Origin of the sequence: Syntrophothermus lipocalidus DSM 12680 (assembly GCF_000092405.1) — a bacterium.
GTDB classification, from domain to species: Bacteria; Bacillota; Syntrophomonadia; order Syntrophomonadales; family Syntrophothermaceae; genus Syntrophothermus; species Syntrophothermus lipocalidus.
Genome location: NC_014220.1, coordinates 1,328,293 through 1,354,574, shown reverse-complemented (window position 1 = coordinate 1,354,574; position 26,282 = coordinate 1,328,293). Strand labels below are relative to the sequence as shown.

At 52.3% G+C, this 26,282-nt stretch carries 25 protein-coding genes; 22 read left to right on the top strand and 3 right to left on the bottom strand.

Features of this window, described 5'->3' with window-relative positions:
* Positions 1 to 585 precede the first annotated feature (585 nt).
* The 11 genes from SLIP_RS06500 (at position 586) to SLIP_RS06445 (ending at position 12,741) form a co-directional block, all read left to right on the top strand.
* Entirely contained in the window at positions 586 to 1,425 is an 840-nt protein-coding gene (locus SLIP_RS06500) for a trypsin-like peptidase domain-containing protein (protein ID WP_013175480.1), read from the top strand.
* Between the two features lie 197 nt (positions 1,426 to 1,622).
* Entirely contained in the window at positions 1,623 to 2,357 is a 735-nt protein-coding gene (locus SLIP_RS06495) for an SIMPL domain-containing protein (protein WP_013175479.1), read from the top strand.
* A gap of 136 nt (positions 2,358 to 2,493) precedes the next feature.
* Positions 2,494 to 4,659 carry a DUF3160 domain-containing protein gene (locus SLIP_RS06490; protein WP_013175478.1) on the top strand — a complete coding sequence of 722 codons (2,166 nt, stop codon included), beginning with the start codon at positions 2,494 to 2,496 and terminating at the stop codon, positions 4,657 to 4,659.
* Between the two features lie 10 nt (positions 4,660 to 4,669).
* Positions 4,670 to 5,263, top strand: a complete 594-nt coding sequence (locus tag SLIP_RS06485) for a hypothetical protein (RefSeq protein ID WP_013175477.1) — start codon at positions 4,670 to 4,672, stop codon at positions 5,261 to 5,263.
* A gap of 294 nt (positions 5,264 to 5,557) precedes the next feature.
* Positions 5,558 to 6,355, top strand: coding sequence for a response regulator (locus SLIP_RS06480; protein WP_013175476.1), 798 nt, complete (start codon positions 5,558 to 5,560; stop codon positions 6,353 to 6,355).
* A gap of 231 nt (positions 6,356 to 6,586) precedes the next feature.
* Positions 6,587 to 6,826 (top strand): hypothetical protein, encoded by a 240-nt coding sequence (locus tag SLIP_RS06475; RefSeq protein WP_013175475.1) that lies wholly within the window; start codon positions 6,587 to 6,589, stop codon positions 6,824 to 6,826.
* Between the two features lie 88 nt (positions 6,827 to 6,914).
* On the top strand, positions 6,915 to 7,175 hold the full coding sequence (locus SLIP_RS06470; RefSeq protein ID WP_041432813.1) for a hypothetical protein: 261 nt from the start codon (positions 6,915 to 6,917) through the stop codon (positions 7,173 to 7,175).
* Between the two features lie 42 nt (positions 7,176 to 7,217).
* The gene (locus SLIP_RS06465) at positions 7,218 to 8,156 is read left to right on the top strand and encodes a TolB-like translocation protein (protein WP_041432811.1); all 939 of its coding nucleotides are present in this window, start codon (positions 7,218 to 7,220) and stop codon (positions 8,154 to 8,156) included.
* A 129-nt stretch (positions 8,157 to 8,285) separates the two neighbouring features.
* Positions 8,286 to 10,046, top strand: a complete 1,761-nt coding sequence (locus SLIP_RS12070) for a stalk domain-containing protein (RefSeq protein ID WP_013175474.1) — start codon at positions 8,286 to 8,288, stop codon at positions 10,044 to 10,046.
* Positions 10,047 to 10,164: 118 nt separating this feature from the next.
* Positions 10,165 to 11,913 (top strand): WD40 repeat domain-containing protein, encoded by a 1,749-nt coding sequence (locus SLIP_RS06450; RefSeq protein WP_013175473.1) that lies wholly within the window; start codon positions 10,165 to 10,167, stop codon positions 11,911 to 11,913.
* A gap of 549 nt (positions 11,914 to 12,462) precedes the next feature.
* Positions 12,463 to 12,741, top strand: a complete 279-nt coding sequence (locus tag SLIP_RS06445) for an AbrB/MazE/SpoVT family DNA-binding domain-containing protein (RefSeq protein ID WP_013175472.1) — start codon at positions 12,463 to 12,465, stop codon at positions 12,739 to 12,741.
* A 329-nt stretch (positions 12,742 to 13,070) separates the two neighbouring features.
* Here the strand turns inward: SLIP_RS06445 and SLIP_RS06435 are convergent, their stop codons facing one another.
* The gene (locus tag SLIP_RS06435; RefSeq protein ID WP_013175470.1) at positions 13,071 to 14,057 is read right to left on the bottom strand and encodes a copper amine oxidase N-terminal domain-containing protein; all 987 of its coding nucleotides are present in this window, start codon (positions 14,055 to 14,057) and stop codon (positions 13,071 to 13,073) included.
* Positions 14,058 to 14,294: 237 nt separating this feature from the next.
* On the bottom strand, positions 14,295 to 16,427 hold the full coding sequence (locus SLIP_RS06430; protein WP_013175469.1) for a tetratricopeptide repeat protein: 2,133 nt from the start codon (positions 16,425 to 16,427) through the stop codon (positions 14,295 to 14,297).
* A gap of 361 nt (positions 16,428 to 16,788) precedes the next feature.
* On the opposite strand from SLIP_RS06430, the gene SLIP_RS06425 reads away from it, so the two are divergent.
* The 3 genes from SLIP_RS06425 to SLIP_RS06415 are packed head-to-tail and all read left to right on the top strand — an operon-like array spanning position 16,789 to position 19,073.
* Entirely contained in the window at positions 16,789 to 17,190 is a 402-nt protein-coding gene (locus SLIP_RS06425) for a GntR family transcriptional regulator (protein ID WP_013175468.1), read from the top strand.
* Entirely contained in the window at positions 17,177 to 18,061 is an 885-nt protein-coding gene (locus SLIP_RS06420; protein ID WP_049765019.1) for an ABC transporter ATP-binding protein, read from the top strand. The genes SLIP_RS06425 and SLIP_RS06420 overlap by 14 nt, the downstream gene beginning before the upstream one ends.
* Complete coding sequence (locus SLIP_RS06415) at positions 18,054 to 19,073, top strand: ABC transporter permease subunit (protein WP_013175466.1); 1,020 nt, start codon at positions 18,054 to 18,056, stop codon at positions 19,071 to 19,073. Before SLIP_RS06420 ends, SLIP_RS06415 begins: the two co-directional genes overlap by 8 nt.
* Positions 19,074 to 19,208: 135 nt before the next feature.
* Here SLIP_RS06415 and SLIP_RS06410 read toward each other — a convergent pair whose 3' ends face one another.
* On the bottom strand, positions 19,209 to 19,472 hold the full coding sequence (locus SLIP_RS06410) for a hypothetical protein (protein WP_041432803.1): 264 nt from the start codon (positions 19,470 to 19,472) through the stop codon (positions 19,209 to 19,211).
* Positions 19,473 to 20,085: 613 nt separating this feature from the next.
* On the opposite strand from SLIP_RS06410, the gene SLIP_RS12065 reads away from it, so the two are divergent.
* The 8 genes from SLIP_RS12065 to SLIP_RS06375 all read left to right on the top strand — a co-directional run bounded on the left by SLIP_RS12065 (position 20,086) and on the right by SLIP_RS06375 (position 26,266).
* Positions 20,086 to 20,826 (top strand): hypothetical protein, encoded by a 741-nt coding sequence (locus SLIP_RS12065; RefSeq protein WP_049765018.1) that lies wholly within the window; start codon positions 20,086 to 20,088, stop codon positions 20,824 to 20,826.
* A 6-nt stretch (positions 20,827 to 20,832) separates the two neighbouring features.
* A complete protein-coding gene (locus tag SLIP_RS12060; protein WP_278078292.1) occupies positions 20,833 to 21,252 on the top strand; it encodes a methyl-accepting chemotaxis protein in 420 nt (139 codons plus the stop codon).
* A gap of 135 nt (positions 21,253 to 21,387) precedes the next feature.
* Positions 21,388 to 21,909: a YceD family protein gene (locus SLIP_RS12055; RefSeq protein WP_013175465.1), complete on the top strand. Its 522-nt coding sequence runs from the start codon at positions 21,388 to 21,390 to the stop codon at positions 21,907 to 21,909.
* An 18-nt stretch (positions 21,910 to 21,927) separates the two neighbouring features.
* The gene (gene rpmF, locus SLIP_RS06395) at positions 21,928 to 22,101 is read left to right on the top strand and encodes a 50S ribosomal protein L32 (RefSeq protein ID WP_013175464.1); all 174 of its coding nucleotides are present in this window, start codon (positions 21,928 to 21,930) and stop codon (positions 22,099 to 22,101) included.
* Positions 22,102 to 22,192: 91 nt separating this feature from the next.
* Positions 22,193 to 23,149, top strand: coding sequence for a phosphate acyltransferase PlsX (gene plsX, locus SLIP_RS06390; protein WP_013175463.1), 957 nt, complete (start codon positions 22,193 to 22,195; stop codon positions 23,147 to 23,149).
* 52 nt (positions 23,150 to 23,201) lie between these two features.
* Positions 23,202 to 23,900, top strand: coding sequence for a ribonuclease III (gene rnc, locus SLIP_RS06385; RefSeq protein ID WP_013175462.1), 699 nt, complete (start codon positions 23,202 to 23,204; stop codon positions 23,898 to 23,900).
* Between the two features lie 5 nt (positions 23,901 to 23,905).
* A complete protein-coding gene (locus tag SLIP_RS06380; protein ID WP_013175461.1) occupies positions 23,906 to 25,003 on the top strand; it encodes an elongator complex protein 3 in 1,098 nt (365 codons plus the stop codon).
* 300 nt (positions 25,004 to 25,303) lie between these two features.
* Positions 25,304 to 26,266 carry a biotin--[acetyl-CoA-carboxylase] ligase gene (locus SLIP_RS06375; protein WP_041432801.1) on the top strand — a complete coding sequence of 321 codons (963 nt, stop codon included), beginning with the start codon at positions 25,304 to 25,306 and terminating at the stop codon, positions 26,264 to 26,266.
* Positions 26,267 to 26,282 lie beyond the last annotated feature (16 nt).

Here is a 26,282-nt window from a genome sequence, read left to right as displayed (position 1 = left end):
CTACCTCCGAAAGTTGAGCCCATATCACATAAAGGAGGCAGGTATGGCAAAACTCATCTAAAGGGTGTTAAACCAGGTATTGGATGCCCAGGCCACTGAGCAACTGCGAACGAAACGTCTCTAAGGCAGAATTGGAGCAGTGCTTGTTGAGATTGATAATAAGTGGAGTAGAACCCAAGTACCTAACATCACCGCCTTATGCCACGTATTATAACTTCAGACTGCAATGCAGGAAAGAAAGTCTGTGTTGTTGGGAGCGTTGGGAGCGATAACTGTTTATCTCAGACAGTTCGGATTTTCGTTGAAGTTTGTTCACAGAATGGCAACAGAAATAGGATATGTTGGTAAGAGGGAACTTAGCAGGGGAGTGAAGAAGTTTGGAAGCGCTGTGTAAGTTTTACTTGTGGACTGAACTTATGGTGGCGCATTTTTGGAATTGCAGCCTGTAAACCGGTATTGTCCTGACCATGAGCGACTCTTTAGGCCCTGATCGCCGCGGGCAGTAATAGATGCGGTTCGAGGCGGCGACTACGGCTACTTCGGTGAGTTATTTTAGGGTAAAAGCGGATGATGGAGGTGCGAAGTATGGGGAAGTCAAGAATTCTATTCAGAGTAAGGGAAGCAGCATACTTTATTTTAGGCGCTTTAACTATGTTAGCCTTCTTGTCAAGCTCAGGAGTCATATCGAACCCGGTTGAAGTTGCTTCAGGAACGAGGGCAGCTGCTGCGTCATCGGCAGCCGTTACGGATTCCTCTGTGATTCCCGAGATAGTGGCACGGGTTAGTCCGGCGGTCGTCACCATAAACACCACTGAAAACATCAGTATCAATCAAAACCCTTTCTTCACGGACCCTTTTTTTCGTCAGTTCTATGGGCGGCGGCTCCGGACTCAACCGCAGTCTCAGACCGTACAGGGGCTGGGGTCTGGGTTTATCATTTCTAAAGACGGCTATATCCTAACCAACGAGCACGTAGTGAGCAGCGCGGACGAAATCGTGGTAAGTCTTTCTGGTGACGACAAATCGTACTCGGCACGCAAAGTCTTCTCAGATTACAACCTCGACTTGGCAGTGCTTAAGATAGACGCTGACCGTAATCTGCCGACTTTATCTTTGGGAAATTCAGACAGCACCAGGGTCGGCGATTGGGTCATCGCTATCGGTAATCCTTATGGTCTGGACCATACTGTGACTGTCGGAGTAATAAGTGCCAAGAGCCGCCCGATCACTATTGAAAACCGACAGTATAAGAACCTCTTGCAGACAGATGCGTCTATCAATCCGGGGAACAGTGGCGGTCCACTGCTGAACCTGGAGGGAGAGGTAGTGGGGATCAACACCGCTGTGAGCTCAGAAGCTCAGGGCATCGGTTTCGCTATACCCAGCAATACTGCTCTGAAAGCAATAAACAACTACATCAAATAGTCCAAAAGTACCTTTTTGACAACAATGCTTTCCCGACAGGTAAGATGTACGAGACGTAGGCATGACGAAAGGGTTAACTACCTAAAACCAACGACAGCAAAAAAGCGTGTCCCAAAAAAGAGGAATAATCTGAGAGAGAAGAGAATTAATAATTCACAGGAATTTCCGGTATTATCTTGCGAAAGGGGAGAGGTGACTTGGAAAACCGAAACAGTTGGCACGTGTGGGTGGCATTCATTTTAGCCCTCGGCTTAATAGTCTCGTCATCTATTGTGACTTGGGGGTTGTTGAGGGTTAAAGCCGCAGGTAATACAATAACGGTTACGGGGTCAGCCAAAAAAGAAATCGTATCCGATCTTGCTGTGTGGACGGGAAACTTCAGCGTGAGAACCAAAGACCTGAAAACGGGTTACAATCAATTAAAGGTCAACGAAGCTACGGTGAAAAAATATTTGATTGAGCAGGGGATACCGGAAAAGGATATCGAGTTTTCTTCCATCAACACCAGTACAAACTACGTTATTGGACCCAGCGGTCAATACACGAGTGAAATTGAAAGTTACGTCTTGAACGAAGAGGTGAAAGTTCAGTCCAAGGATGTTCAGAAGCTAAAGCAGCTGGCTCTCCAGGCAACTGATCTGATGAATCAGGGCCTTGAGTTCCAGTCCTATCCCCCACAGTATTTTTACACAAAACTTCCCGAGCTGAAGGTAAAGATGCTCTCTCTAGCCACCCAGGACGCCAAGCGGAGAGCCGAGGAGATAGCGGGCAATGCCGGAAGCAAGGTAGGAGCCCTGAGATCCGCCCGTATGGGGGTATTCCAGATTACACCTCGCTATTCTAATGAGATTTCGGATTACGGTATCAATGACACAAGCTCGTTGGAAAAGGAAATAACCGCAGTTGTAAGCTGCAGTTTTGAGATAAGGTGAACGGTTCTAAGAGAGCGGGGACGAGAAAGTGGCGCAGGTGGATGCACGTCCCGAAATAGGAAAGGGATCGCAAGAAATAGGCCTCAAGAAACGTAGATATCGATAAGAAAACAACGGGAGCGGGGAGGAAGAGGGCGTGATCAGGAAAGAGAGGCCTGTTTGGCTGAGTGCTGTCGTTCTGGTATTGTTTCTGGCTGCCGGGTGCGGGGGCGGCGGGACAGCCACGATACCTACCGGGCCAGAGACTGCACTGGCTGCGGATTTTGCCACCTATCAGGAAGTCAAGGTGGATGTAACCCCGCAGGTGCCCGCCTACAAGGTAGCTACAAATCTCGAGAACGTAACGAACCGGGACCGCTTCAAATTCTCTTCGGAGGCTCAAAAGCTGCTGGTCGACAACGGCTTCGTCGTGATTCCGGCTCAGAACCCGGAATTCTTCATAGTCTATGAAACCAACAGGTACGACGGCATACCGAACTTCATCACCACCGACGCCATGCTTCATAACTATCACCTCTTCTTCAACCAGCTATTGAAGACCGTGGAAACACAGTATTTGATCCCCGAACTGAAGAAGCTGAACACAGGGATGCTGGCCGAATCTCAGAAACAGTACGAAAGCTTGAAAGGCACGGCTTGGGAAAATGCAGCCCGGCGTAACGTAGCCTTTTTTGCGGTAGGCAACAGGCTTTTGGACCCGCAAGCAAAGATCCCTGAACAGGTGAAAGAAGAGGTAGAGCGGGAACTGGCACTGATCGAGGCCCACCAGGAGACCGCGGTTTCTCCGGTGATGACGATGGGCAAGTCTCCCGATGTCTTGGAATCTCTTAAAGAAGACTACACCCAATACATCCCGCGCGGGCACTATGTTAAAAGCGAGGAGTTGAAGAACTACTTCAAAACCATGACGTGGTACGGGCGTCTTACTTTCCGCCTGAAAGACCAGGATGAGATTAGGTCTGCCGTGCTGATGACCTTGGCTCTTAACCGGGGAGAGAACCTAAAGAACTGGGAGAACATCTACCGCACAACCGCGTTCTTCGTGGGCAAGAGCGATGACCTGGGTTATTTAGATTTTCAACCGATACTGGCCGAAGTTTACGGAAACGCGGTCAGCTTGAAGCAGTTGGCTACCGACTCCTCTCAATGGGAACTTTTTATGAAGAAAGCCGCAAAGCTCCGTCCTCCGGCTATCAACTCCATTCCCATCTTTGACGAGACTATCCAACCGGATCGGGAACGGGAGATAAAAGGCTTCCGCTTCATGGGACAGAGGTTTACCCTCGATGCCTCGGTATTCCAGCGCCTGGTTTACCGGGAAGTGAAGGAGAACCCGGACGGACAAAGGAGGGTGCTGCCCAAAGGCCTGGATATTCCGGCGGCGATGGGTTCCGGTGAGTCCTATGCCATTCTGAAAGAAATGGGAGAAACCAGGTACCGCAACTACCCCGAGAACATGGCCAAAATGAGACAGTACATCAAAGGGCTGGATAAAAGCACTTGGACCCAGAACCTTTATTGGAGCTGGCTGTACACCCTCAAGCCTCTCATACAGGAAAAACCCGAAGGTTATCCTTCGTTTATGCGTAACCAGGCCTGGGCGAGGAAAGAGTTGAACACCTATCTCGGTAGCTGGACGGAACTGAAGCACGATACTGTTCTTTACGCCAAACAGGTCTATGCCGAGATGGGGGGAGGCTGGGAACAGGGAGATGACCGGGGCTATGTGGAGCCTAACCCCGAAGTCTACGCCCGCCTGGCAGCTCTGACGGCCATGACCAGAGAAGGTTTACAAAGTCGGGGACTATTAGCGGAAAGGGACAAAGAGAGCCTGAACCGGCTGGAGAAACTGGCTTTGGACCTCAAGGACATATCGGTAAAGGAACTGAATAACGAACCTCTCTCGGAAGCCGATTACGAGCTCATCCGCACTTTCGGCGGACAACTGGAGCATTTCTGGCTGGAAGCTTTGCGGGATGAGGTCGAGAGCCGGTCCCAGATATGGGAGAACCCGGCTCCGGTGGTGGCAGACGTGGCTACGGCCCCTCCCGACCTGGTATTGGAGGAGGGAACGGGCTATATATCAGACATTTACGTTGTCGTCCCCGTGGAAGGGAAGCTCCGCATAGCCCGGGGTGGGGTCTATTCCTACTACGAGTTTCCCTGGTCTGCCGCCGATCGCCTGACCGACCAGAAATGGCAGGAAATGCTGCGCTCCGGGAAGGCTCCCGAACCTCCGAAGTGGACCGGGATATTCACCGCCAGAATGGAAGAGTGGCCGATTGTACCGGTTTGGCAGTGAGGACCAGGTTATGGAACATCGAGGGTACCGGAGTTGTTGGAGATGGCTGGGCCTGGCTCTTGCGGCCGGGCTTTTTCTTTGGTGGCTGGGTTACTTCTTTGGCATCGACAGGGAAGTGACGGTTAGCGGGAGAGACCTCGACGGCGACGGCGTGCTGGAAACCTATGTACTGAAAGGGCGCATCCTGACCGTCAGCGAGGAAGATAAGCTGATATGGGAGTCGCCGTCGGATTGGAAAGTAGAGGACTTTTTGATCGCCGATGTAACGAATGATGGCCAGGAGGAGCTGGTCATGACGGTGTGGGTGCGGGGCAGGTTCGGGAAGCACAGGCCGTTTTGGGTTTCTGGTGATGATGGTAAGTGGTGGAACCACCTTTACCTTTACAGGCTGGTGGGCAACCAGATGAAGCCGGTGTGGATGTCCTCGGGTTTGGAGCGGCCGGTTCTCGAACTGGAAGCGGGAGACGTAGATGGGAACAAGGCCCTTGAAATGATAGTAACCGAATCCCGCTACCGCTGGCTTTCTTGTTCTCTCCGCAGATTTCCTTTAGGCCGCGAGCGTTCGGTATGGCGATGGAATGGCTGGGGATTCTCGCGCCTGTGACCCACCGTTTTACCTACCGCCTATGGTCAGAAGTATGTGTTAGTAGCTCATATCATGTGAGACACATTACCCTCACCTATTTGACGACGACCCGAGGTCAACGACAGGAGGATAATGGTACTTTATGTCGAATTTGGGTTACATAGGTTTAACACACGCAGCCGAACGAAGCTTTTGGATACATTGAAAAAGAGAAACCTATAGGTAGATGCGGCCCCAGTCATCAAAATGATAACGCTTAACGGGCTTATTTAACGTTAAAGTCGGGAAGCGGTTGGAGGGGAGGTAATTCTTTTGGCGGTTCTCCCAGAGAAGAGTATCCTGCTCGTCGAGGATTCGGCACTAACCAGGTTTGCAACTCGAAGAGCGTTGGAGGAAAAGGGCTACTTGGTCGATGAGGCCGCGAGCGGTCAGGAAGCGCTGGCTAGGGCGCGGGAAAAGATAAGGCCTTACGATTTGGTGATACTTGATATCCACCTGCCGGGGATGGACGGCCTGACAGTGCTGGACAGTCTTGAACGCCTGCCGGAATACCGACATGTGCCAGTCATGGTGGTTACAGTCGAAAGCAAAGTCACTACAATCAAGCAGGCTATAGAACTGGGAGCAGTGGAATACCTCATCAAGCCGTTTTCGGAGCAGGAGCTGGTACGCCGTGTAAAGAAACTGTTGGGTACTGGTGCCAGGAAAGAAGTTTCACCCCTCGACTTACTTCGAAAAGTGCTAAGAAATGAAATCAACCGGGCAAACAGGGGTGGGTCGAAGGCAACTCTTGTCCTTATCGTGGTCGAAGGAGTAGGCAGGGGAAAAATCATAGAGTGCGCCGAACAGGCTTCACGGCAATTGCGTGAAATAGACACAGTTATGGAGTTAGGGAAAAACACCATTGCCTTAGTTCTTCCACTAACTGGGAGAGATGGAGCGCAGGTAGTCGTGAATAAGCTAGAACTAGCAGGCGTGCTCCAGGGGGTATGGACATGTGGGATCGCAGTGTACCCTGACGATGGAGAGAACGGGGAAGAGCTCTTGGCCAGAGCCGAAGCTTCATTGAGGGAGAAAGCAAAGGAGAAAGCCCCATCCGAACCGAGCTAGCACTCCGTTAAGCAGAAGGAACTTGGCACCTGGAAACGGGAGATTTTAGTTACTTCAGGGGGGAAATCATGGAATTCTTAATTAACCCTACTGCTTGACAGACTATTGATACAGGCGATATCCAGATAGGGGCGAGGTAAGTCCTTATAATTGTGTAAAAATGGAGAGCCAAGGCAACGCTGCTGGTTAGAATGGTATTAGTTACAAACCAAAAGCCGCGGAGGTCTTGCAATGGCTCAATACCATGTTACCATCGATTCTGAATTGTTGCACATGCCATCTAACCGGTGCATTTTTACACACGAATTGGGACTTGATAGGTATAAGGTTGCCATACTAAATGTCGATCAGCTGCTGGTCCGGGCCTACGAAAACTCAAAGGAAGTCTGGCGTGACGAAAGCAACATTGACTACATCCTGGTCAAAGAAAAGCCGGAGTCGCCATGGGTTATTTTAGACGCTGGTAGGTAGTTGCAGCAGATCGTTGAAATCCGCGGCGGCAGTCTGCTCAGGAGAGGCTTCCCCTTCCTTCATCCCATTTTCGGGGAGGAATTGTGAGATGAGCTGGTTATTGCCCAGAAGATTGTTGCTCATTTTCTTTGGCCTTGCCTTCCTCTGCTCTGTTGCGGTGGCCGCGGATCTGAGTGGGTGCCGCGGCGCACAGAAAGGGGCAGCGGCCTTATCTCCATCTCTCGGTTACGTGACCATTACGAAGGAAGGGGACAAAGAAGTCTGGACCGGGCGGCTGCGCGACAGCCGGGGCAAAGAAGTGATGCTATTTAAGTTCACGCCCTCCGGAGGGGAGGCCAGGCAAGAGTAGGTCCTTTTCCCGCGGCGGTTTTTCGCCTGGGCTGGAAAACATGTGGCCTATTGCGGGGCAGAACAGCAAGAAGTCATCCTCGTCGATTACCAGACGCAGAAAGAGGTTTTCCGCAGGCGGTTCGCAGAGCGTGTCACTTATCTTAGTGCCCACCCTAGGGGGGAGGAATTTCTCGTTGCAACTGAAAAGGCGCTTTATCTGGTACAGCCGGCGGAGGAAAGTAGCGCGCCTCGTTCCTCCGAAAAAGCACCTGCATTTATCTTGCGCCGTCTCAAAGATGGAGTCTTTCACTGGCCCGCCCTCTCCCCGGATGGCCGGCAGGTAGCCTCCGGGAAAAAGGATAAAAAGGGCGAAGGGACAGCACTTGTCGTGCTTGACCTCTCGAGTGGGCGCGAAAGGGAAATGCTCCCATCTTTCACCAATCCGTGTGCGCCAGACGTGGCTTACCGGATCATCACCTCCGTCGCCTGGAGTCCCGACGGCAAAAGGATCGTGGTGGGGACGACAAGTCCAGCCGACCCCCGTAAAGAATGGCTTGTTATCTTGGAGCCTGAAACCGGTCAGAAGCGGGATCTAATGAGCACTACCCAGCTGTACACTCCCCCCGGATGCTTTACGCCGGACGGGAAGCACTATCTCATTTCTCGGGGCAAGCCGGATTATCGCGAGTTCATGGGCGAAGGAAGCCAGTACACGGGTCCGGATGTGCCCGACCCCTTCCGGGCTAAAGTCGTCCTTCTGGAACCGGAAACCGGGCGGCTCACATACCTCCGGCACATTCCACCGGACTTAGACTCCTACTGGCCGCTGTGCGACCCGGGGGGAAAAATCTATTTCCTCGATAAAGACCCCGATCGCGTTGTTTACTCACTACGCCGGGATGCTGCCGGTGTAAGCGTTTATCGAGCGGCGTCACAAGAGGGACAACCTGAGCGCCTGCTTGAGGTTAAAGGCCTGGCGAGTTATGCGGTGATTCCCTGAATGGCAATTAAAAACCTTAGCAAACCTAACAGAAAAAGCAGGTGGTACGCATGAATTTTCTAATGTAAGAAACGTCCCGCCTCTGCGTATTGTTGGTTAGGAATACCACTCTCATCAGGAGGGAACAAAATGGAGCACAATTCGAGGGGGAACATGTGGCGGTGGCGAAAAACAGCAGGGCTGCTGGCAGCCATTTTCGGACTGCTTCTCTGGGTGACAGGTTGTCCAGCGGCATATGCTTTAAGCGATGAAGCGGGTATCAAAGTGTACTGTAACGCTGATTATCGTGGCAGTACTGCCTATATTGACACTGGGAGCGGGGTAGCCCTAGTTCCTCTCGCACTTATTGAGGGCATCCCGGGATTAAGGTTTGACATAAAGGATAATCAGGCATGGTTTGCCATAAACGGACGCCAGCTGAAAACGACAGTAGGGAGCAATACTTACACGCTTAATGGAAAATCATATCGATGGAGATGTGGATTGCAGTACTGGGAGTACGGCATAGCAGTACCTGCTCGCGACCTGTTTGAAGCCCTGGGATGCGGTGTCCGGTGGGACGGAGAGAACAGAGCCGTCTACATAGATGTTCCAGTTGAGTCTGCTCCTATGCCTCAGAGGGTTGCAAAAGCAGCGCTACCTCTGCGAATGGCCTTTATTCATGACGAACGGTTGTGGCTGCTGGACATGAATCGAGCCGAGGCTGAGCCGCAACTCGTCCCCGGCGAAAATGTAGACCAGATCATAGGTTGGTCCGAGGACGGGCAGTGGCTGGCCTACTTGCGACGGACGTCTGACGACGAGTTTTCAGATGATACGCGCCTGTGGGTGGTTCGGGCCGACGGGGAGCAATCACTGTGTCTGGATGATCAGCCCGTAGTGCGCGGAACTCTTGCGTGGTCGCCGGCAGAAAACGCCATCGCCTACCAAACTATGATGCTTGGGAAGAACGCCTCAGATCAATCTTTAAAGCTGGCCGTGCTGGAAAACGGGAAATGGGTTAGTAATAAATTGGTTGATTGTAGGGGGACAATAGCCGGATTATCCTGGTTTCCGGGCGGTTGTAGCATAGCTGTGACCTGGAGGAGGGGTGATGACGGCAAAGAAGGTCCAGTTATCGACAGGATTGACTTGGGCGGCAAATGTACCCGCCTTTTTACCCTGCCTTCTAATGGTGCAGAGAGCGACGAGAGCGGTTTATACCCTTGCGAGATTAGAGGGCTTAAACTGTCGCCTGATGGGCGTTACGCGGCGTATTTTCTGGCCCTCAACTCGGAATCCCTGAACGCCGATGGCATGACCCTGCAGGTGGTTGACCTGCAAAACCCGCAAAAACTTTTTACGATAGGAGATGCATTGGGGTACCCGGAATGGCTGACCTGGTCTCCGGATAGCAGGAAGCTCGCTTGTATAGTAGGATGCGACCGTATAGCCAGTACCAATAAACGTCTGAAAGTGGTCGACATAGTGAATTCCAGGTTCCAGGAACAAGACCTGGGCGAGGCCGATATGGTGGATTCCCGGCCTTTTTGGGGGATAAACGGGCAGTATCTCTTCTATGCCCGTGGCCGGGAAAGCGGGACCTGGCTTGCAGAAGGCAGACACCAGGAAGTAAGAGTTCCCGGTCAGCAGGTATGGTGTAGGAAATGGACAGAAGAGTACCCGGTTACTGTGCCCGAGAACACACAAGCGGACTACCCGCTGTCCTTATCGCCTGACGGTAAATTCTTGGTTTTTGAAAGGTTGGACTGGTTTGATCAGGGTTCCCTGTACCTGCTGGATCTGGGGACTAATCAGGAGGTCAAGGTGTTGGACAATCTTCAAGTTGATCCCGGATTTTACGGAAACTATTATCCGGACAGTGTCAGCATAAAATGGGTTCTTCGTTGAGAGAATGTTTATCCTAGACGAACAAGAAATTCACTCTGATCGAGGTACATTTTCGCCTTTGGCAATCCTGGAGAAGAGAGGTATACTTGCTCAGGGACCATGTGGGGGGATTAACAAAGTGGTTGCTTCGTGGCTTAACAGGAATCCAGCTGTAAAGTGGTGTTTAATAGCTGTTGGCATATTCCTCGCCGCTGCAGTCGTATTTCGACCGACAGCCGATGAACGAACTGTGGATTACCATGCCGTGAGTGATCCGAGCGTTATAGCCCATCTGTGGGATGAATACATTCAGGACGCCATACCGACCATTGCCAATCAGCCATTTTCAAGTCCAGAGCAGATCAACCGCGACTACGCGATTCAGTACGCCATACGGGTCATCTGTCGCAAGCAGGCATATCAAAAGTTGAATGACGGCTTCGGGCGCATCGATCCGCAGCTAGTCTCTCAGTACATTCGTCAATACCTTAATACTTGTATTAGCAATATCGACCCACCAAAAGACTTTGCTTACACTGCTTATTATGACACCGACAGAGAAGCTTTCGATATCGAGGAGATGGCCGTATCGGCCTCCTACGTTAAATATAATGAAATGACGCCCTGGGCCATCCGGCTAGACTCGGTCACCAAGAACGAGGCTGAGGGCAGCTATACAGTCAAACTAGTTCAGCTGGCCTCCGCCAAGAGCACACGGGTCGTAAGGGAAACAACCTGCGTGCTACAAGAGCGTCCCGACGGCACTATGTATTTCAAGAGCATTCACCATGCCTATCCGACCAGTGCACAATCCATTGTCATCGACGGCCGATACCAAAAGTTGAGCCCCACCCGGCTAAACGTAAGTTCTACCGATAAAGAATGGCCGCTGCATGTGCTGGCAAGTTTTGACGGCAAGGTTTTTGCTCGCTCCGACAATGGAAAGGAGGGCAGTGCATATCAAGATACTCTGAAGGTGTACGATGCCCGAAACTTTAACGAGCTAGCTTCATTTGCGTCACCGAAGCAGTTTGAGGCAGTCAAGGTCACCCAATCAGGCTATCTAATCGTGAGCCGCGGCAACGTCTTGAAACTGGATCGACAGTTGAAAGTGATAGAGATTACTGACATTCCTTCTGACGTTGCTAAAGAAGCATTCGGCAGTGATTGGTGGGGTGGTTTTGACGTCTCCAAAGATGGCAGGTACTTTGTTTACAGTTCACAGAGCCAGGGGCTGAAGCTGTATGATGTTAAGACCGGTACCGAAAGGCTGCTGGCCAGACATCTTCCCGAGAACACGAAATTCCAATACGTCCCGTATATTCAGGGACCAGCTTTTGTCGACCACGACAGCAAAGTGGTGGCCAGAGTTGCTGGATATGAAAGCATCAGCGGGTACGTAATCATTGATCTCAGAACAGGTCGGACCAAGAAACTAACCATGGACGACCTCGCCTTCAACGGCATTTACACCTTTGATAGCAATTTTCCCTATGCCTACGGGCTTTCCGCCCGCACTGTCGGTGCTGGCACCAGCAAACCTGACATCTACATCACCAGGCTCGATTACGGTCAGATGGAAATGAAACAGTTCAAGGTCAGGGTGACCGATGATGCGCAAAGGGTTCCGCTCTCCGCCGAGTTCTGGCCCCTTGTAACACATAACGACAAATACCTGGCCTATGTGTCAGTTCAGTACGCTGAAACCGGTGATAGCGCCGACAATGTGTACCATATCGTGCGTGTTGACCTCAAGACTCTTAAGGCGGAAACACTACTATCCATCAAAGCCGGGTGCCCAACAGTTTTGGGCATACTGGAAGACGGCCGGGTAATATTCTCTTACTACTTTGAAAACACGGGCGGTCTGGGGGTAACGGAGAAATAATTTCGAGTGATCCGTGGCGGAACCCATAGCCGCGGGTAGGTCCAGGCCCTTGAGCAGGCTCCAGGGCAAACCCCCATGGCACCGTACTGGAGCCACCACTGGATGACGGAAATTGCTCAATGCCTGTTTTTTGACACTTGTCAATAATTGGCGCAAGTCTAGAACCGTCTCCACTTGCATAGCCGCACTTTGCAGTCCCCACTTGATTATTTGGCATTAAAACCGGACTAATGTTCTCCGGGTTTGTCGATGGAGTCGATCAGCCACTGGTCACCAACCTTCTTGAAGGTAATGGTGGTGCCGGCGGCGGGGCCGGAGGTAATGGTTAAAGGTCCCTTTAGCAATTGTATCGTTAAAGTCTACACCCCAGGACTGCCCCAGCGGTGATTGTGTCATCTTCGCTGCACGGGCCCTCTGCACCAGTTAGTCCTCATCCCCTGATTGTGTAAGGGGTAAACCTTTTGTCGCTCTAAAAAGCAGTAGATAATAAAAACAAGTTGGAATACAATAAAAGTTAGAAAGTTAAACGTTGAATATGGAGATGGTAACATGCTCGTTGAATTAAAACGGAAGTCTCAGGTGACTATTCCCAGTGAGTTGGTGAAAAAACTTAAACTTAAGCCAGGTGACAAGCTGGAAATTGAAGAAAAGGATGGCTGCCTGATCATTACTCCGGTGGCGGTTATTCCGCGGAATCAGATGTGGTTTTATTCGTCAGAATGGCAGGCAGACGAGCAGAAGGTAGATCAACAAATACGGGAAGGCCGGGTAAAAGCAGCAAAAAGCAAAGAAGAATTGTTAGATGGCCTGGGGCTCACTGAATTATGAATATATACTATTCCGAGCTTTTCGCCGATAAAGCGAAGCAACTGCCAATAGAAATTAGGCGAACCTTAAAAACTAAACTTGAACTGTTGATTGAAAATCCCTGGCACCCTTCGCTCCGTACTAAGAAAATTCGGGGGCAAGCTAATATTTTCGAGGCAAGTATCACCGCGAATATCCGGATGACCTGGCAATACGTAGAAGACGGTATTCTATTGCGAAATATCGGTGAGCACGACAAGACCTTAAAGAATCCATAAGTTAGCTTTTGTCAATAATTGGCGCAACTCTAGAACCGTCCCCATTTGCATCCGGAGCAGATACCGTGCTCTCTAAGGAGTTCGAGGAACCACGTTTTCAAGAACCATGGTCCCGGTTTTGCAGTCAAACGCACTATGATAGGTCTTATCGGCCTGCTCGGCAATGACCAACCAGTAAATTTTATCTTTTTCATACGGTGCCAGATACATTTTCTTTATGTTTTCAGTCTTAATGCCTTTGGCCCGCAGCATGTCGTACACTTTTTCTCTGGAGATCGCCTCTGCCAGCACTACAGACCCGGTGACGGACACCGTCCCTCCATACCTGTTCTTGGTCAACCAAACGGCCTTTTCCCGGCCCAATTCATCATTTCCGACTACCATGGTATCAGTGTCGCCGTATTCACAAAAGCGAATGGGGGTGAACTGAACGTCCTTCACGGTCTTCAGCAATCCCTGCTTTAACACATAAGCTTTAGCTTCCTCGGCCGAAGGGCCACTATTGGGTCCAACCTCGAGGTCATACAGTCTGTAGTAATTGTCAGTGGCCGGCATTTCCTGCTTGCTGACCGCCGGGGGCGGATATTCCGGCCCCATGAAATCCCCTGTCGAGATAAAAACGGTTTTGCGGGTCTCGTCCCAATCCACCTTTGTGCCCAGCCCCTCGGCCAGGAACCGCAAGGATACCATGGTATGGCCTTTGACCAGAACCGGCGGTTCTTCCAGGAAAAAAATCCCGGCGCGTTCTTTGAAAGCTCGATCCGAGCCGATATTCAGGCTGAACACCGTGTCCCCTTGCTGAATTCTGACCTGGGGAATGGTGCCAGTCCAGGTCACTGTTGCTCCCAGGGGCTCGACCACGGCGCGCAGAGGCACCATAATGCTTTTATGGGACAGGACCGGGTCTTGGTCAACGGGTAATGCCGTACCGTTCACCAGCACCGCGATGTTGGCAGGCGTATAACTGGCCTCAGCCGCGCCAGCGGCCCAGGCCGAAATGGTGGTAGAGGTTAGTACCACCGTAAGGACACTGAAAGCAACCAGCAGTAATCTTTTCATGTTCAAACCCTCCCCATGTACCCGTACTGCTCACAGAATACCTAAAGCGCGCCGGTCAATCAAAGGTTTACGCGCGTCGCCATCGAAAGCAGCATGATAATGATCATGGGCGCGAGACAACCGTCGAATTATTATCTTACCTCCGCACGGTTGACCGGCTTGCCCCACATACCAGGGACCAGTCAATGATAGCCGCACTTTGCAGTCCCCACTTGATTATTTGGCATTAAAACCGGACTAATGTTCTCCGGGTTTGTCGATGGAGTCGATCAGCCACTGGTCACCAACCTTCTTGAAGGTAATGGTGGTGCCGGCGGCGGGGCCGGAGGTAATGGTTAAAGGTCCCTTTAGCAATTGTGTGTCATCGTTAAAGCCCACACCCCAGGACTGCCCCAGCGGTGATTGTGTCATCTTCGCTTCGCGGGCCTTCTGCACCAGGCGGCTGCTCGTTACCAGGCGGGTAGCCCGGTTAATGTTGTCGGTGGATAAACACCAGATAAACTCCACCAGGGTGTTGTAAGATGATGGCATGACGGTGGCTCTGGTCCGACGGTAGACATCCCCTTTGCGCTGCCAGGTGTCCGAGAACCGGCGATGAGGGCCCGGGTTAGCCTCGTGAAAGATGTTGCCTTTCCCGTCTTCCGTCCACAATTCGCCGGAGATGTTGAAGCTGTCAAGGCCGGGCCCGGTGAACTCGGCGGTGCCGTGAAACCCCCGCCAGAGGTTGCCGGCAGCCGGAGCTCTCCATACCACCTGCCATTGTTGACCCTCGAGACGATAGAGATAGTAGGTGGGTATAGGGGATCCGCTTCCCCAGGCCGCGGTATCGAAAAATACCCCCATTTCCGGAGCCCCATGAACACTGTTAACAACAAGCCGGGCCTTTAGCAGTCCATGGTCTCTGCTCAATCCGTGTTCAATCTCGTCCGCACTAAAGAACGTTTGCCAGTAGAAATGCTCCTGTTTGCTAGCCCGGTCGAACTGCCACCAGCAGATAAGGTGCGCGTCATAGCCGTCAGGGGGAGAACTCTTGCCCACGTCCAGCAGCAACACCTGCGGGATCAACGCCCGTGGGGTCCCGCTGAATCTGTCCCATTCAGGTTCGACGGCGTGCACTGCAAGACCATGGTTGCGCGCCCAATTTTCTATGTCTTTGATGCCCCGGTCCCTATCTTCGGGCTGCAGAGCTGCAAGGTACTTGATGACGGCATTTACTGCGGGACGGGCTGCCAGCCTGCGCAGTTCTCTTTCCCCCACGGGGACGCTATCCGGAGGCAGGAACTCCCGGGGCCGACGGTACGCCTTTTCGGCCTCGGCGTACTGTCCCAGGGCCTCGTACGCCTGTCCCAGGCCCACATAAGCGTCGGCCAGGTCAAACTCACCCACCGGCATGTTGAGCATACTGCCGATAGAGCTGTTCCTATCCTTCTGGGGAGGTGGGAGGATTTGCTTCTCCTGGGCTGTGACCGCTGCAAACTTCTTGAGAGCTTCACCGTAACGCCCTAAAGCCAGAAGAGCCCTGCCTTCCACCAGGTTGAAGTTCCCCCAAGGGGGATATTCGCCCTGCATCTGCCGCCCCTTAGCTGCAGACTGCAGGGCTTTTTCCGCCTGTCCTGCCTTCACCTGGGCATCAGCCAGGTAGTACCAGAGAACGCGTGACTCCGGCATTCTTTTGACCTCGGCTTCGTAGTAAGCGACTACGCGCGGAAAGTAGGCCGCATAGGCACTTTCCACCGGATGAAAACCCGATAGGTCGGGATGGGCCCGGTACACTACCACCGCACAGGCGGAGCCCGTATCTTTGGACCAGAGCGCGATTTCCCGGCGGCCGTCCCGGTCAAAGTCGCCGATGTCCATGCGGTGATACCCGTTTTCCCATACCACCCTTACCGTTGGCAAGCCCTTATCATTCGGCGAAAAGTGCAGCACCTTCAATGAATTTCCGGCGGACGCACCTATAGCCCCTCCCACCACGACATCGGGGACTCCGTCACCAGTAACATCGAGACAGCGCAGGTCCGCCAGCTCATAACCCAATTCCTGCTGCCAAACCGTCCGGTACGTCTCCTTTTCCGGGGTCGCGATAACCACACCGGCCTGTGTCGGTTCGCCCGGTACCCGGTAGGCGACCACCAGTTCCCGGTCTCCGTCGCCGTCCAGGTCTACCGCCTGTACCGCCGGGGGCGGTTGGACACCCGGCTCGGTGCAACCCGGACGCAGTAACTCAGAACCGGCCGGTATCAATTCCCGCGCCGCTTGCCGGAGTTGGCTGGCAGTCTCCGGGATATTGGTCCGTTCGGGGACCCCCGGCCCGCCGCAACCGGCTATCAGTACCATAACGAGCAAGAAGCAGGTGAGCTTTCTTAGCATCGTATACTTTTCCTCCTCAGTCGTATAATACGACTATGCACATCTCTGGCTTACACTTAGCTTCCTGTTTCTCGCACAATTTCTCAGCTAATAGGCAGAATGAAAGCAAAGGTTACTAAGTAAGGTATATTCGAATTCAAAGCCGGTTTTGTGCCCTTCTAAAAAGGCTTCTTCCCGCGCCTTGTTTTGTCCAAACCCAATGATAGGGAATCCTGGTTGATAGAGTGGTCCAATTTCTTATGCATTTCTGTTGGCCACGCCAAAGCCCTCTATTGACAACTGTTACAGGGATTGATAACCTAAAGGTGTATTAGTGACATAGTACACTAGGATAGTCGCGGTGAAGCGGGGGTAGCATGATTTGTGGTTTCGTATCGATACCCGGTCGAGTGTGCCTATTTACCAGCAGATTAAGGAACAGGTCAAGAGAGGTATCGACGGGGGGCTCCTTGAGCCCGGGGCCCGGTTGCCGTCGGTACGCGAACTGGCGTCCCGGCTGCTGATAAACCCCAATACCGTGGCCAAGGCCTACCAGGAACTGGAGTGGGAAGGGGTTATTGCCACCTCGCGGGGCCGGGGTACCTATGTTTCGTCATCAGCCCGTATGGCCAGCCGGGAGGAAAGAATGGAGATGTTGAAGCGGATGATGGAGAGGCTGCTGGAAGAAAGCCATCACCTGCAGCTCGGGCGGGAGGAGATGGAAGCCTGCTTCCACGAGGTGCTCGAGAAATGGGAAGGGGGCAAGAATGGTGCTGGCGATTGAAACCTGGGAGTTGACCAAGCGGTTCAACCGGGTCACGGTGGTTGACGGCCTGAACCTGGCGGTACCGGAAGGGTCGGTGTTCGGCCTGGTGGGGCCGAACGGGGCGGGCAAGACCACCACCATCAAGATGTTGCTGGGACTGCTGCAGCCGACGAGGGGAAGTGCATGGGTACTGGGCCATGAGGCAAAAGATGCCGTTGCCCGGCACCGCATCGGGTACGTGCCGGACACCCAGAAGATGTATCCCTGGTTTAGGGTGGAGGAGATCTTTTTTCTGTGTTCCGGGTTCTATCAAAACTGGGATTGGGGCCGGGTCAAGCACCTGCAATCAAAGTTCAACCTGCCGGTGGAAAGGCGCATCCGCAACCTATCTCAAGGTACGACCACCCTGGTAGCTCTGACCATCGCCCTTTCCATCCGTCCCCGGCTCTTGATTCTGGACGAGCCGACCACCGGCCTGGATCCTATCAAGCGGCGGCAATTCTTTCAGTTAGTGCTGGAGGAAGTGGCCGGGGAGGGAACCACCGTGTTTCTGTCCACCCACCACCTGGGCGACTTGGAGAGACTGGCCGACCAGATTGCCTTGCTGGATAAAGGCCGACTGGTCTTCTGCCAGGACATGGACGACCTCAAGCGGAGCTTCCGGCGTATCCAGACGGTCTTCCCGGGCGGGTTGCCTGCCGAACTGTCCCGGCTTCCCGGCGTATTGAAAGTGGAGAGAGCGGAGCACGTCTGTTCGCTGATTGTAAACCGGGATGCCGACCGGATCCTGGCCAGGGTACGGGAGTTCAATCCAGCCTTTGTCGAGGTGCAGGATCTATCACTGGATGAAATCTTCTACTACGCTGTTGGAGGTGAACATCGTGTTTAGCCGGGTTTTTGGGCTGCATCCCATGCTGGCCTTGAAGGAACTGCATCAGCACCAGCTCAAGTTTGTTATCTACACGTTGCTCCTGAGCGGTATGTATATCGCGGGACCGTTTCTAGTCGCAGGGCTCAACGCCCGGGCCGGACAGCCCTGGGATATTGACCTGGTTGGCTTAGTTCACAGTACCATCGGGAGCGACGCGGGTACCACCGGTTTTGGATTTCTGGGGTGGATGATCGCCTTTGGCCTCGGCATCTTCCTGCTGTCGGACGAAAAGAAAAACGGTACCCTGGAGTTTTTGCTGGCCACCCCGGTAACCCGGCGTCAGGTGGTCAAGGCCAAGTATGTAACCGGAATGACAGTGCTGGTTCTGAACGTGCTGGCAGTCGCCGTTTACCTGTCAGGCCTGGTTCAATTCATCTCCACCCCGTATACCCTGTTCGACGTATGGGTCTGGTGTGCCCGCCAGGCCGCGGTTCTGGCCGCAGTTTTCAGCATTTCTTTTGCGGCTTCCACGGTGGCCGGAAACGCAGTATCGGCCGGTATTATAAGTGCCGGATTGATTTTTGGGCCTGCCCCGGTTCTGCTGGGCTTCCGCAATTTCTTGTACGGGTTGGGATTGATTCGCCTGGAATATGGCCTGGGACGAGTGCTGGAGAGAATAGCATATGCAGCGGACACGTTGGGGAGTGTGGTGTTAGGGGGACCGCATGCCGCCCTCCCGTCGCTGCCGGCTTGTTTCTTGCTGGCCTTGCTGTGTGTAGGGCTTTACTACCTGTCAGTCTGGCTTTTTGACCGCAGTCCCCTGGAAAGAAACGGCCAGATATTGGTGTTCGGAGATACCGCGAGGGTGCTCCAGTTGGTGGTAGGGGCGGCGGCGGCCCTGTGGACGGCCTCGGCTGCGGCCGGCAACACCGGCCCCCTGGGTTTCCTGCTACTGGTAGGCACAGGCTTCTTCGTACCTTACCTTCTTTTGGGGGCAGGCTTGAAATTTGTGAAATTCTTGTTTTCGTAGTCGGCGTAGCATCCCCGGTTAGTCCAGGAAGGTTAAGGATATAAATCAGACCCACAGCTCTTGATAAGAGCCCAGAAAACATCAACGTACCGTTTGATATGTTAGGCACGCGCTGCTCACTGGTTAAGTAGCCTTTCATCTTTCATACCTCCTTGGTATTACGGTAGCCCTCAAGGCATCCCACATCTCGCCCGTTACCAGACCCAACCGCCAGATGGCAATACCCTCAAGGCCGTACCGCTTAGCGATGCCCACCTTGGTTAGAATGCTTTCCGGCGTTTCCGTAGGGACAGAAATTCCAAGCACTAGCTTTTCCGGCGGGACAGAAGCCTTAGCCATTTCCACAGCTTGCGTGACAAGGCTCACCGGTTCCGGCTTAGAACCGTAGTCGTAGGCCATAATGATAATCCGGTCGGCAATCTGTCCCAGTGCCCGGTAGTCGTAACCCTTTTAACCTCCTGTATCGATGGGAGTCGAATACAACCGTATCAACGGGAAGTACAAAACAACTTCGCCCCTGATAAAGGTAATTCCTCCCTCTTACAGAATTTCATCGTTTCTAGGATGTTTGTATAAGTCCCGTTACGGCAACTCACACGTTTGTCTGTGCGCTCGTACACTGTGCTTAGAGCTGCTCGCTAGCTTCAGCCTCCGACACCTGTTTCAAGACTGATTGAAGTGTTTGTGCACACCTCTCTCCTTGGCATCCGACAAGAAGAGTTGCTGCCATAATTGGGAATCGATGGTGACATGGTATTGGGCCGTTGTAAAATACCATTTCAACCTGGACCCTTGGCTCACCATTTTTGCACAATTGTAAGGACTTAACTGCGGTATTGTGCTGCCTGACCAAAGAGTCAGGTTGTTCCTGTTTTGAAAAACTGTTTGCTCTTTTAATAGTCTGTGCAGGAAAAATAAAGATGTTATCGAAAAGTACATAAATATAGTAAATAAGGTAGCTAGCTGGAGGATTTGGAGGTTTTTATCGGTATTCGACAGAGGAGGGAGAGGTATGGATAATTCGTTCGAGGGCCAGAATAACGTCGGTGTCGATGAAAAGCGGGCTTGGCAGCTTGCCGCACCTTGTTTCCTGGAGATGTTTGCAGAAGGAGGGTTGGTTTTTACCAGCGACCTGGAAGTTTTCGATTTTGTGAGGAGTTCAAACCTCGATGTGCCTTTGCGTGTGGGAGACACGATTGACACTGTGGATTTGGTCAGGGCCTGCATTCTGACCGGACAGAAGCAAAGCGGTACCATCAGGAAAAAGGTATACGGTTTTCCTTCAAAAATAAGAGTTTCCCCTATTGTTGACGGTAACGGACGGCTTATAGGGACCTGCGGCATCATGTTGCGTAAGGTTCATGACATCCACCGCTCGTTTGATTTGTTTGCTCCCATCGTGGCGCAATCACAGATGGAGGGAGCCTTGGTATTGGCCACCGATGAAGAGAAGATTACCCACCGCTTGGGGTCAGATAAGTTCGACATTCCGTGGATTAAAGTGGGAATGCCGATGAAGGACGACGATGTCGGCAAAATAGTTATGCGGCGCGGGGAGTTTGCGGTCGTGGACATGCCCTCTAAACAGTACAAGGTTGTTAGGTGTGTTGGAATTCCGTTAAAAGATGATGAAACCGGAGAAATTCTCGGTTCCTTTGGCATATTCTCTCCCCGGCTATTGCCCTACAAACTACAAGAGATGGCGCAACGACTGAGCAGTACAACCGGCGAAATAGTCAAGGTTATGCACTAAATAGCTTTGGCGGCAAGCAATATCAACGTCAATGAATCGAATTTGGCAGAGTTGGTAAGGGAAGTCCAGGCAATTTCGGGACGAATACACGAAATACTTGATTTTATCAAGTCTGTTGCTGATCAAACCAAAATGTTGGGGTTGAATGCGGCTATCGAGGCGGCACGGGCGGGAGAGCACGGCCGAGGTTTCGGCGTAGTGGCCGAAGAAATTCGAAAATTATCTGACCATTCCAAAGCCACCGCAGAAGAGATCAGAAAGCTCACGCAGAACATTGAAGATAAGATAAAAGCTGTCCGAGTTGCTTCTGAGACGAACGTCAAACAAAGTCAAGAGCAGGCAGCCGCAACAGAAGAGGTTACTGCCTCGATTACCGAGATGAGCAGCTTGGCAGAGCTGCTAAAGGATCTGGCCAATTCGCTTTAAGCTGGAAATCGCATTGTTGTAGTTGTTCGCGGTGACAAGATCACAGATCGATAACACGTTATCAGCAGGTTTCCTTGACATACGGTTTTGTGGAAGAATATAATTAACCTGGCTATCCTATGGGGTGGTGAGTATATGAAGATTGAAGTGGGGTGGCTTCAGCATCATCCCCACGAAACTGAGGTATTCCACCTGAGCAAGAAAATCGAGGGAATCGAGATCGCTGGTGAAACAGTGACGTTTCCCGAAGAGGTTCATGTGGATCTTACTCTTACCAATACCGGTCGCATGATAGTGGGGAACGGTAAGATAAACGCCGTGGCCATACTAACCTGTGGACGGTGTCTTCGCCCTTACCAATTGCCGATGCTGGTTGACTTCTACGTTCAGCTAGTGGAAGAAGGGGCGGCTGTAACACGTGATGAGGTGGAAACCGGGGACGTGCTGGTCATCCGGGATGAAAAAGTTGACCTGGAACCTCTGGTTATCGAAAACATTGTCGTCAATCTTCCACTGGTACGCGTATGCAATGAAGACTGCCGGGGATTCTGTCCCGGGTGCGGAGTGGACTTGGCTGTGGAAGCTTGCCGTTGCCAGGAGGAGGAGATTGACCCCAGGTGGGAGGCATTAAAAGCTTTGCTTGATAACAAAAACTGATGCAGAGGAGGAATTACGATGGGAGTCCCTAAACGCCGGCAATCGAAGTCCCGCAAGAACATGCGCAGGAGCGAGTGGATGAAGATGGAGCATCCGACCTTGGTAGAGTGCCCGCAGTGTCACGAACTGAAGATGCCTCATCGCGTTTGTTTGAACTGCGGTTTTTACAAGGGTAAAGCAGTAACGAAATAACTTGTTCTACAGAGGCAAAAAGTAAGGTAATGGGCGTTAGCAGCCATTAGCTTACTTTTTATTTTATAGCTAGAAAAGAGGGTGAAGTGCTGTGCGAGTTGCAGTCGACGCTATGGGTGGCGACTATGCTCCCCGGGAGGTGGTCAGGGGTGCGGTTGAAGCTATAAATAAGCTAGGGATAGAAGTGATATTGGTCGGGGATCAAGAGATTGTCGGCAGAGAGTTGTCCGGCCTCGATTACGACCGAGGCAAGCTGACGGTAGTTCACTCGTCTCAAGTAATAGGTATGAACGAGCATCCGGCCTTGGCTTTACGTAAGAAGAAAGACTCGTCCATCGTTGTGGCTACCGGATTGGTGAAAGCGGGTGAGGCCCAGGCTGTCGTGTCGTGCGGAAACACCGGGGCCCAGATGGCAGCCGGAGTTTTTGTGTTGGGAACCGTTGCAGGCGTGGAGCGACCGGCCATAGCCGCTAACATACCGCTTAGAAGCGGCCAGAACACTATTCTGCTCGATATAGGGGCTAATGTGGACTGTAAACCACGACAGCTGGTCCAGTTTGCTTTGATGGGAAGTGCTTATGCTTCGGTTGTGAATGGCAGTTCGCAGCCGAGCGTGGGGATGCTGTCCAACGGGGAAGAGGAGAGCAAAGGTAACCAAGCGGTACTCGAGGCTCACGCGATGTTGAAGAAGGAAACGGGCATAAATTTTATAGGGAACGTAGAGGGCCGCGATATATTTGTGGGTAAGAGTGAAGTGGTGGTCTGCGATGGTTTTGTGGGTAATGTGGTTTTGAAAGCAGTAGAGGGTTTTATGGGCTTGCTAATGGATACCTTGAAGGAAGCGTTGTCTCCCGAGGTACTCCGGCTGCTAAAGAGCTTCGATTATAACCAGGTAGGGGGAGCTCCTCTATTAGGGGTAAACGGGGTGAGCATAGTCTGTCACGGCAGCTCGAAGGCCCAGACGGTTACTAACGGCGTAAAGGCAGCAGTGCAGTGTGTCGAGAACGACATGGTAGGGAAGCTAAAACGAGCATTAGGAGTTGATTAAAATGGAGTTGCGAGGTCGTTTTTCGGTTGCGTGACGGGAATAAGGTGAAACCATGAGCAGGAAGGGAAAACTGGCCGAGCAGTTTAAGCTCGCCAACTGTATTGTCGAGGTCGATACAGGCCTTTTGACAAAGGCTTTGACCCACCCTTCTTATTCCCAGGAAAATGAAGCGGTTGAGAACAACCAGCGCCTGGAGTTTCTAGGGGATGCGGTGTTGAATATGGTCGTGGCGGAGTATCTTTATAAGAATTTCCCAGAGCGGCCAGAAGGGGATCTTACCCGCATAAGGGCCAAAGTTGTTTGTGAAAAGGCCTTGGTTAAAGTGGCTAACACCTTGAAAGTCGGCGAATACCTGTATCTAGGCCGGGGAGAAGAGTTATCGGGGGGACGCAAGCGCAATTCGATACTGGCAGATACGGTAGAAGCGGTGGTGGGAGCGGTATACTTGGACCAGGGGCTGGAGTATGCTCGCGACTTTATACTCAGGTATCTCGCCCAGGATATCCACGAGGTCGCGGAGGGCAACTTCTACGACTACAAGTCCCAGCTACAGGAACTGGTACAGAGCCGGGGCAAAGACAACGTGACGTATGCCATTCTGGAGGAAAGCGGGCCTGCTCACGATAAGACTTTTATCGCCGGCGTGTTTTACCGGCATAAGCTGCTGGCCCAGGGGGTTGGCAAGAGCAAAAAAGAAGCCGAGCAGAAGGCAGCGGAAAAAGTTCTCCAGATGAAGGTATTTGAAGGGTAACGGTCATGCTCCACAGGATTATTCCAATATTTATTCCCCATCTCGGTTGCCCGCACCGGTGTGTTTTTTGTCAGCAGTACCGCATTACCGGCAGCGAGAAACCACCTTCCCCCTTGGCCGTGGCAGAAACGATAGAGAAGGGGCTGCAGCAGAGTGGGGCATCGGCTTCGGAGCCGGTTGAGGTGGCCTTTTACGGGGGGAGCTTTACCTCTCTGCCGGTACAAGTGATGGAGGGGTACTTGAAGGCGGTTCAACCGTATCTGGCTACCGGTAAGGTTGCCTCGATAAGGGTATCGACCCGGCCGGACGCCATAAGCGTTGAGGTCCTGCGCCTTCTTATTGAACACGGCGTAACCACCGTAGAGTTAGGGGTGCAGTCGCTGGATCCTGAGGTCTTGGCTTGTGCCGAAAGAGGGTATACGGGCAGACAGGTTTGGGAAGCGGCGGGTTTGATCAGAAAACACGGGCTTGCTCTGGGCATTCAGCTTATGATCGGTTTGCCTAAAGATACCCGGGAAAAAGACCTGGCTACCACTCGTGACGTTATCAAAATGAAACCCCTGATGGTCCGTATATACCCTACCTTGGTATTGAAGGGCACTCGTCTTCATCAGATGTGGGAACAAGGCCTGTACTCCCCCTTGAGCATGGAAGAAGCGGTAGATATAACCGCCGACATGTTCATCATGTTGGAGGCGGAGGGCATCAAGGTTATCAGGATGGGTCTACAACCGACTAGTGACCTGAACAGCCCGGATACTTTGTTGGCAGGACCTTTTCACCCCAGCTTCGGGGAATTAGTGGCTTCGGAGGTTTTTTTTCGGCAGGTTTTGACTGCCTGGAGGTTGTGGAGTGAAAAACCGGAAACAGAGGATTTCGGTGTTTTTGTTAATGAAAAGGATCTATCTAAGATGGTTGGACAAAACAGGAGCAACCGTGAACGGCTGAAAAGAGGGCTTGGGGTGAACAGGCTCAGGATAGCAGGGATCAAGAGCGAGGAGAGGGATTGGGTTGGGCTTGGAAGGGCAGAGGCGGATAAGCCACTGTTTGTGCTGTCACGGCAGGACTTTTACCGCGCCTGGTCAGGACAAAATCACATATGATTGTGTTGTTCGAGAGTCGGCTCCGAAAACGGGCCACAGACCCGGCACTCAGCTCAAGTCTTGATCAGCGACTAGCGTTTTCGGGACCAACTGGCATGTTGCAATGTCGTCCAGCTGAGTGCCGGGCTGATGAACACAGATTATGTTTTTGCTTAAAGATTTCTCGGCTGTTATTAGAATAAGATTTTCATTCTCTAGTGGCGGCACTCTTAGGTGTCGCGGGAGGTCTGCGTAAATCAGCGTCTAAACGGAGCTATGAAAAGCGAGAACCGTTCCTCTTTTGTTGAGGAGGGGGGAATCATGAAATACCGGATACTTTCCAAGCTGCAACAGAATCAGGGCGAGTGGGTGTCTGGGGCCGAGTTGGCTCGGGAGCTGGGGATAAGCCGGACTGCGGTTTGGAAACACATTGACAGTCTGAGAAAGGAAGGCTACCGCATAACCGCTATTCCCAATCAGGGTTACCGTCTGGAAGACGAAGGATGCGAGGGCCCGGGGTTGGAGCCGGGGCCTAGAAAGGTAAGGTTTGGGAGCCAGCGGTTGCAGTTGGATGAAACGTCTTCTACCAATACTGTAGCCTGGGAAATGGCGGATCAGGGGAGGTTGGCGGAGGGTGGAATAGTAATAGCGGCAAGACAAACCCAAGGTAAAGGCCGCCGCGGTAGGAGATGGGAGTCCCCGGCCGGAGGGTTGTGGCTTTCGATCGTTTTGTACCCGGAGTTGCAGGTAAGAGACGTGGTGCCTCTTTCCCTAGTTTTTGCCCTAGCAGTGGCCTGTGCTCTCCAGAGGTTTATAACGGCTCCAGTAAAAGTGAAGTGGCCGAACGACGTGCTCCTCGGTGGCAAGAAAGTAGCGGGGATTCTCCTGGAGATAAACACCGAATTCGATATGATTAAGTATGTAGTGGCAGGGATCGGGGTCAACGTGAATCTCAGGGCCGAAGATCTGCCAGCAGCGTTGAGGGACCAAGCTACCTCCCTGTATTTGGAAACGGGACAGGAGTTCGACTTGGAAGCAGTGCTTTCAGCCATACTCGCGGAACTGGAAAAGGCATACGCCCGGTATCTAGAAACGGGATTTAAGGGTTTGCGGCGTCAGTTTATGGAGAGGTGTGCTCATTTCGGGCAACCGGTGACTGTGCATACTCAAGGACGGGATTTGAGCGGAATCGACCAAGGGATTGACGACCACGGCTGCCTGCGGCTGAAACTCAAGGACGGTAGGCTAGTAAGAGTAACGGCCGGGGATGTAATGCCGGGTTAAAAATCCGAGGACGGTG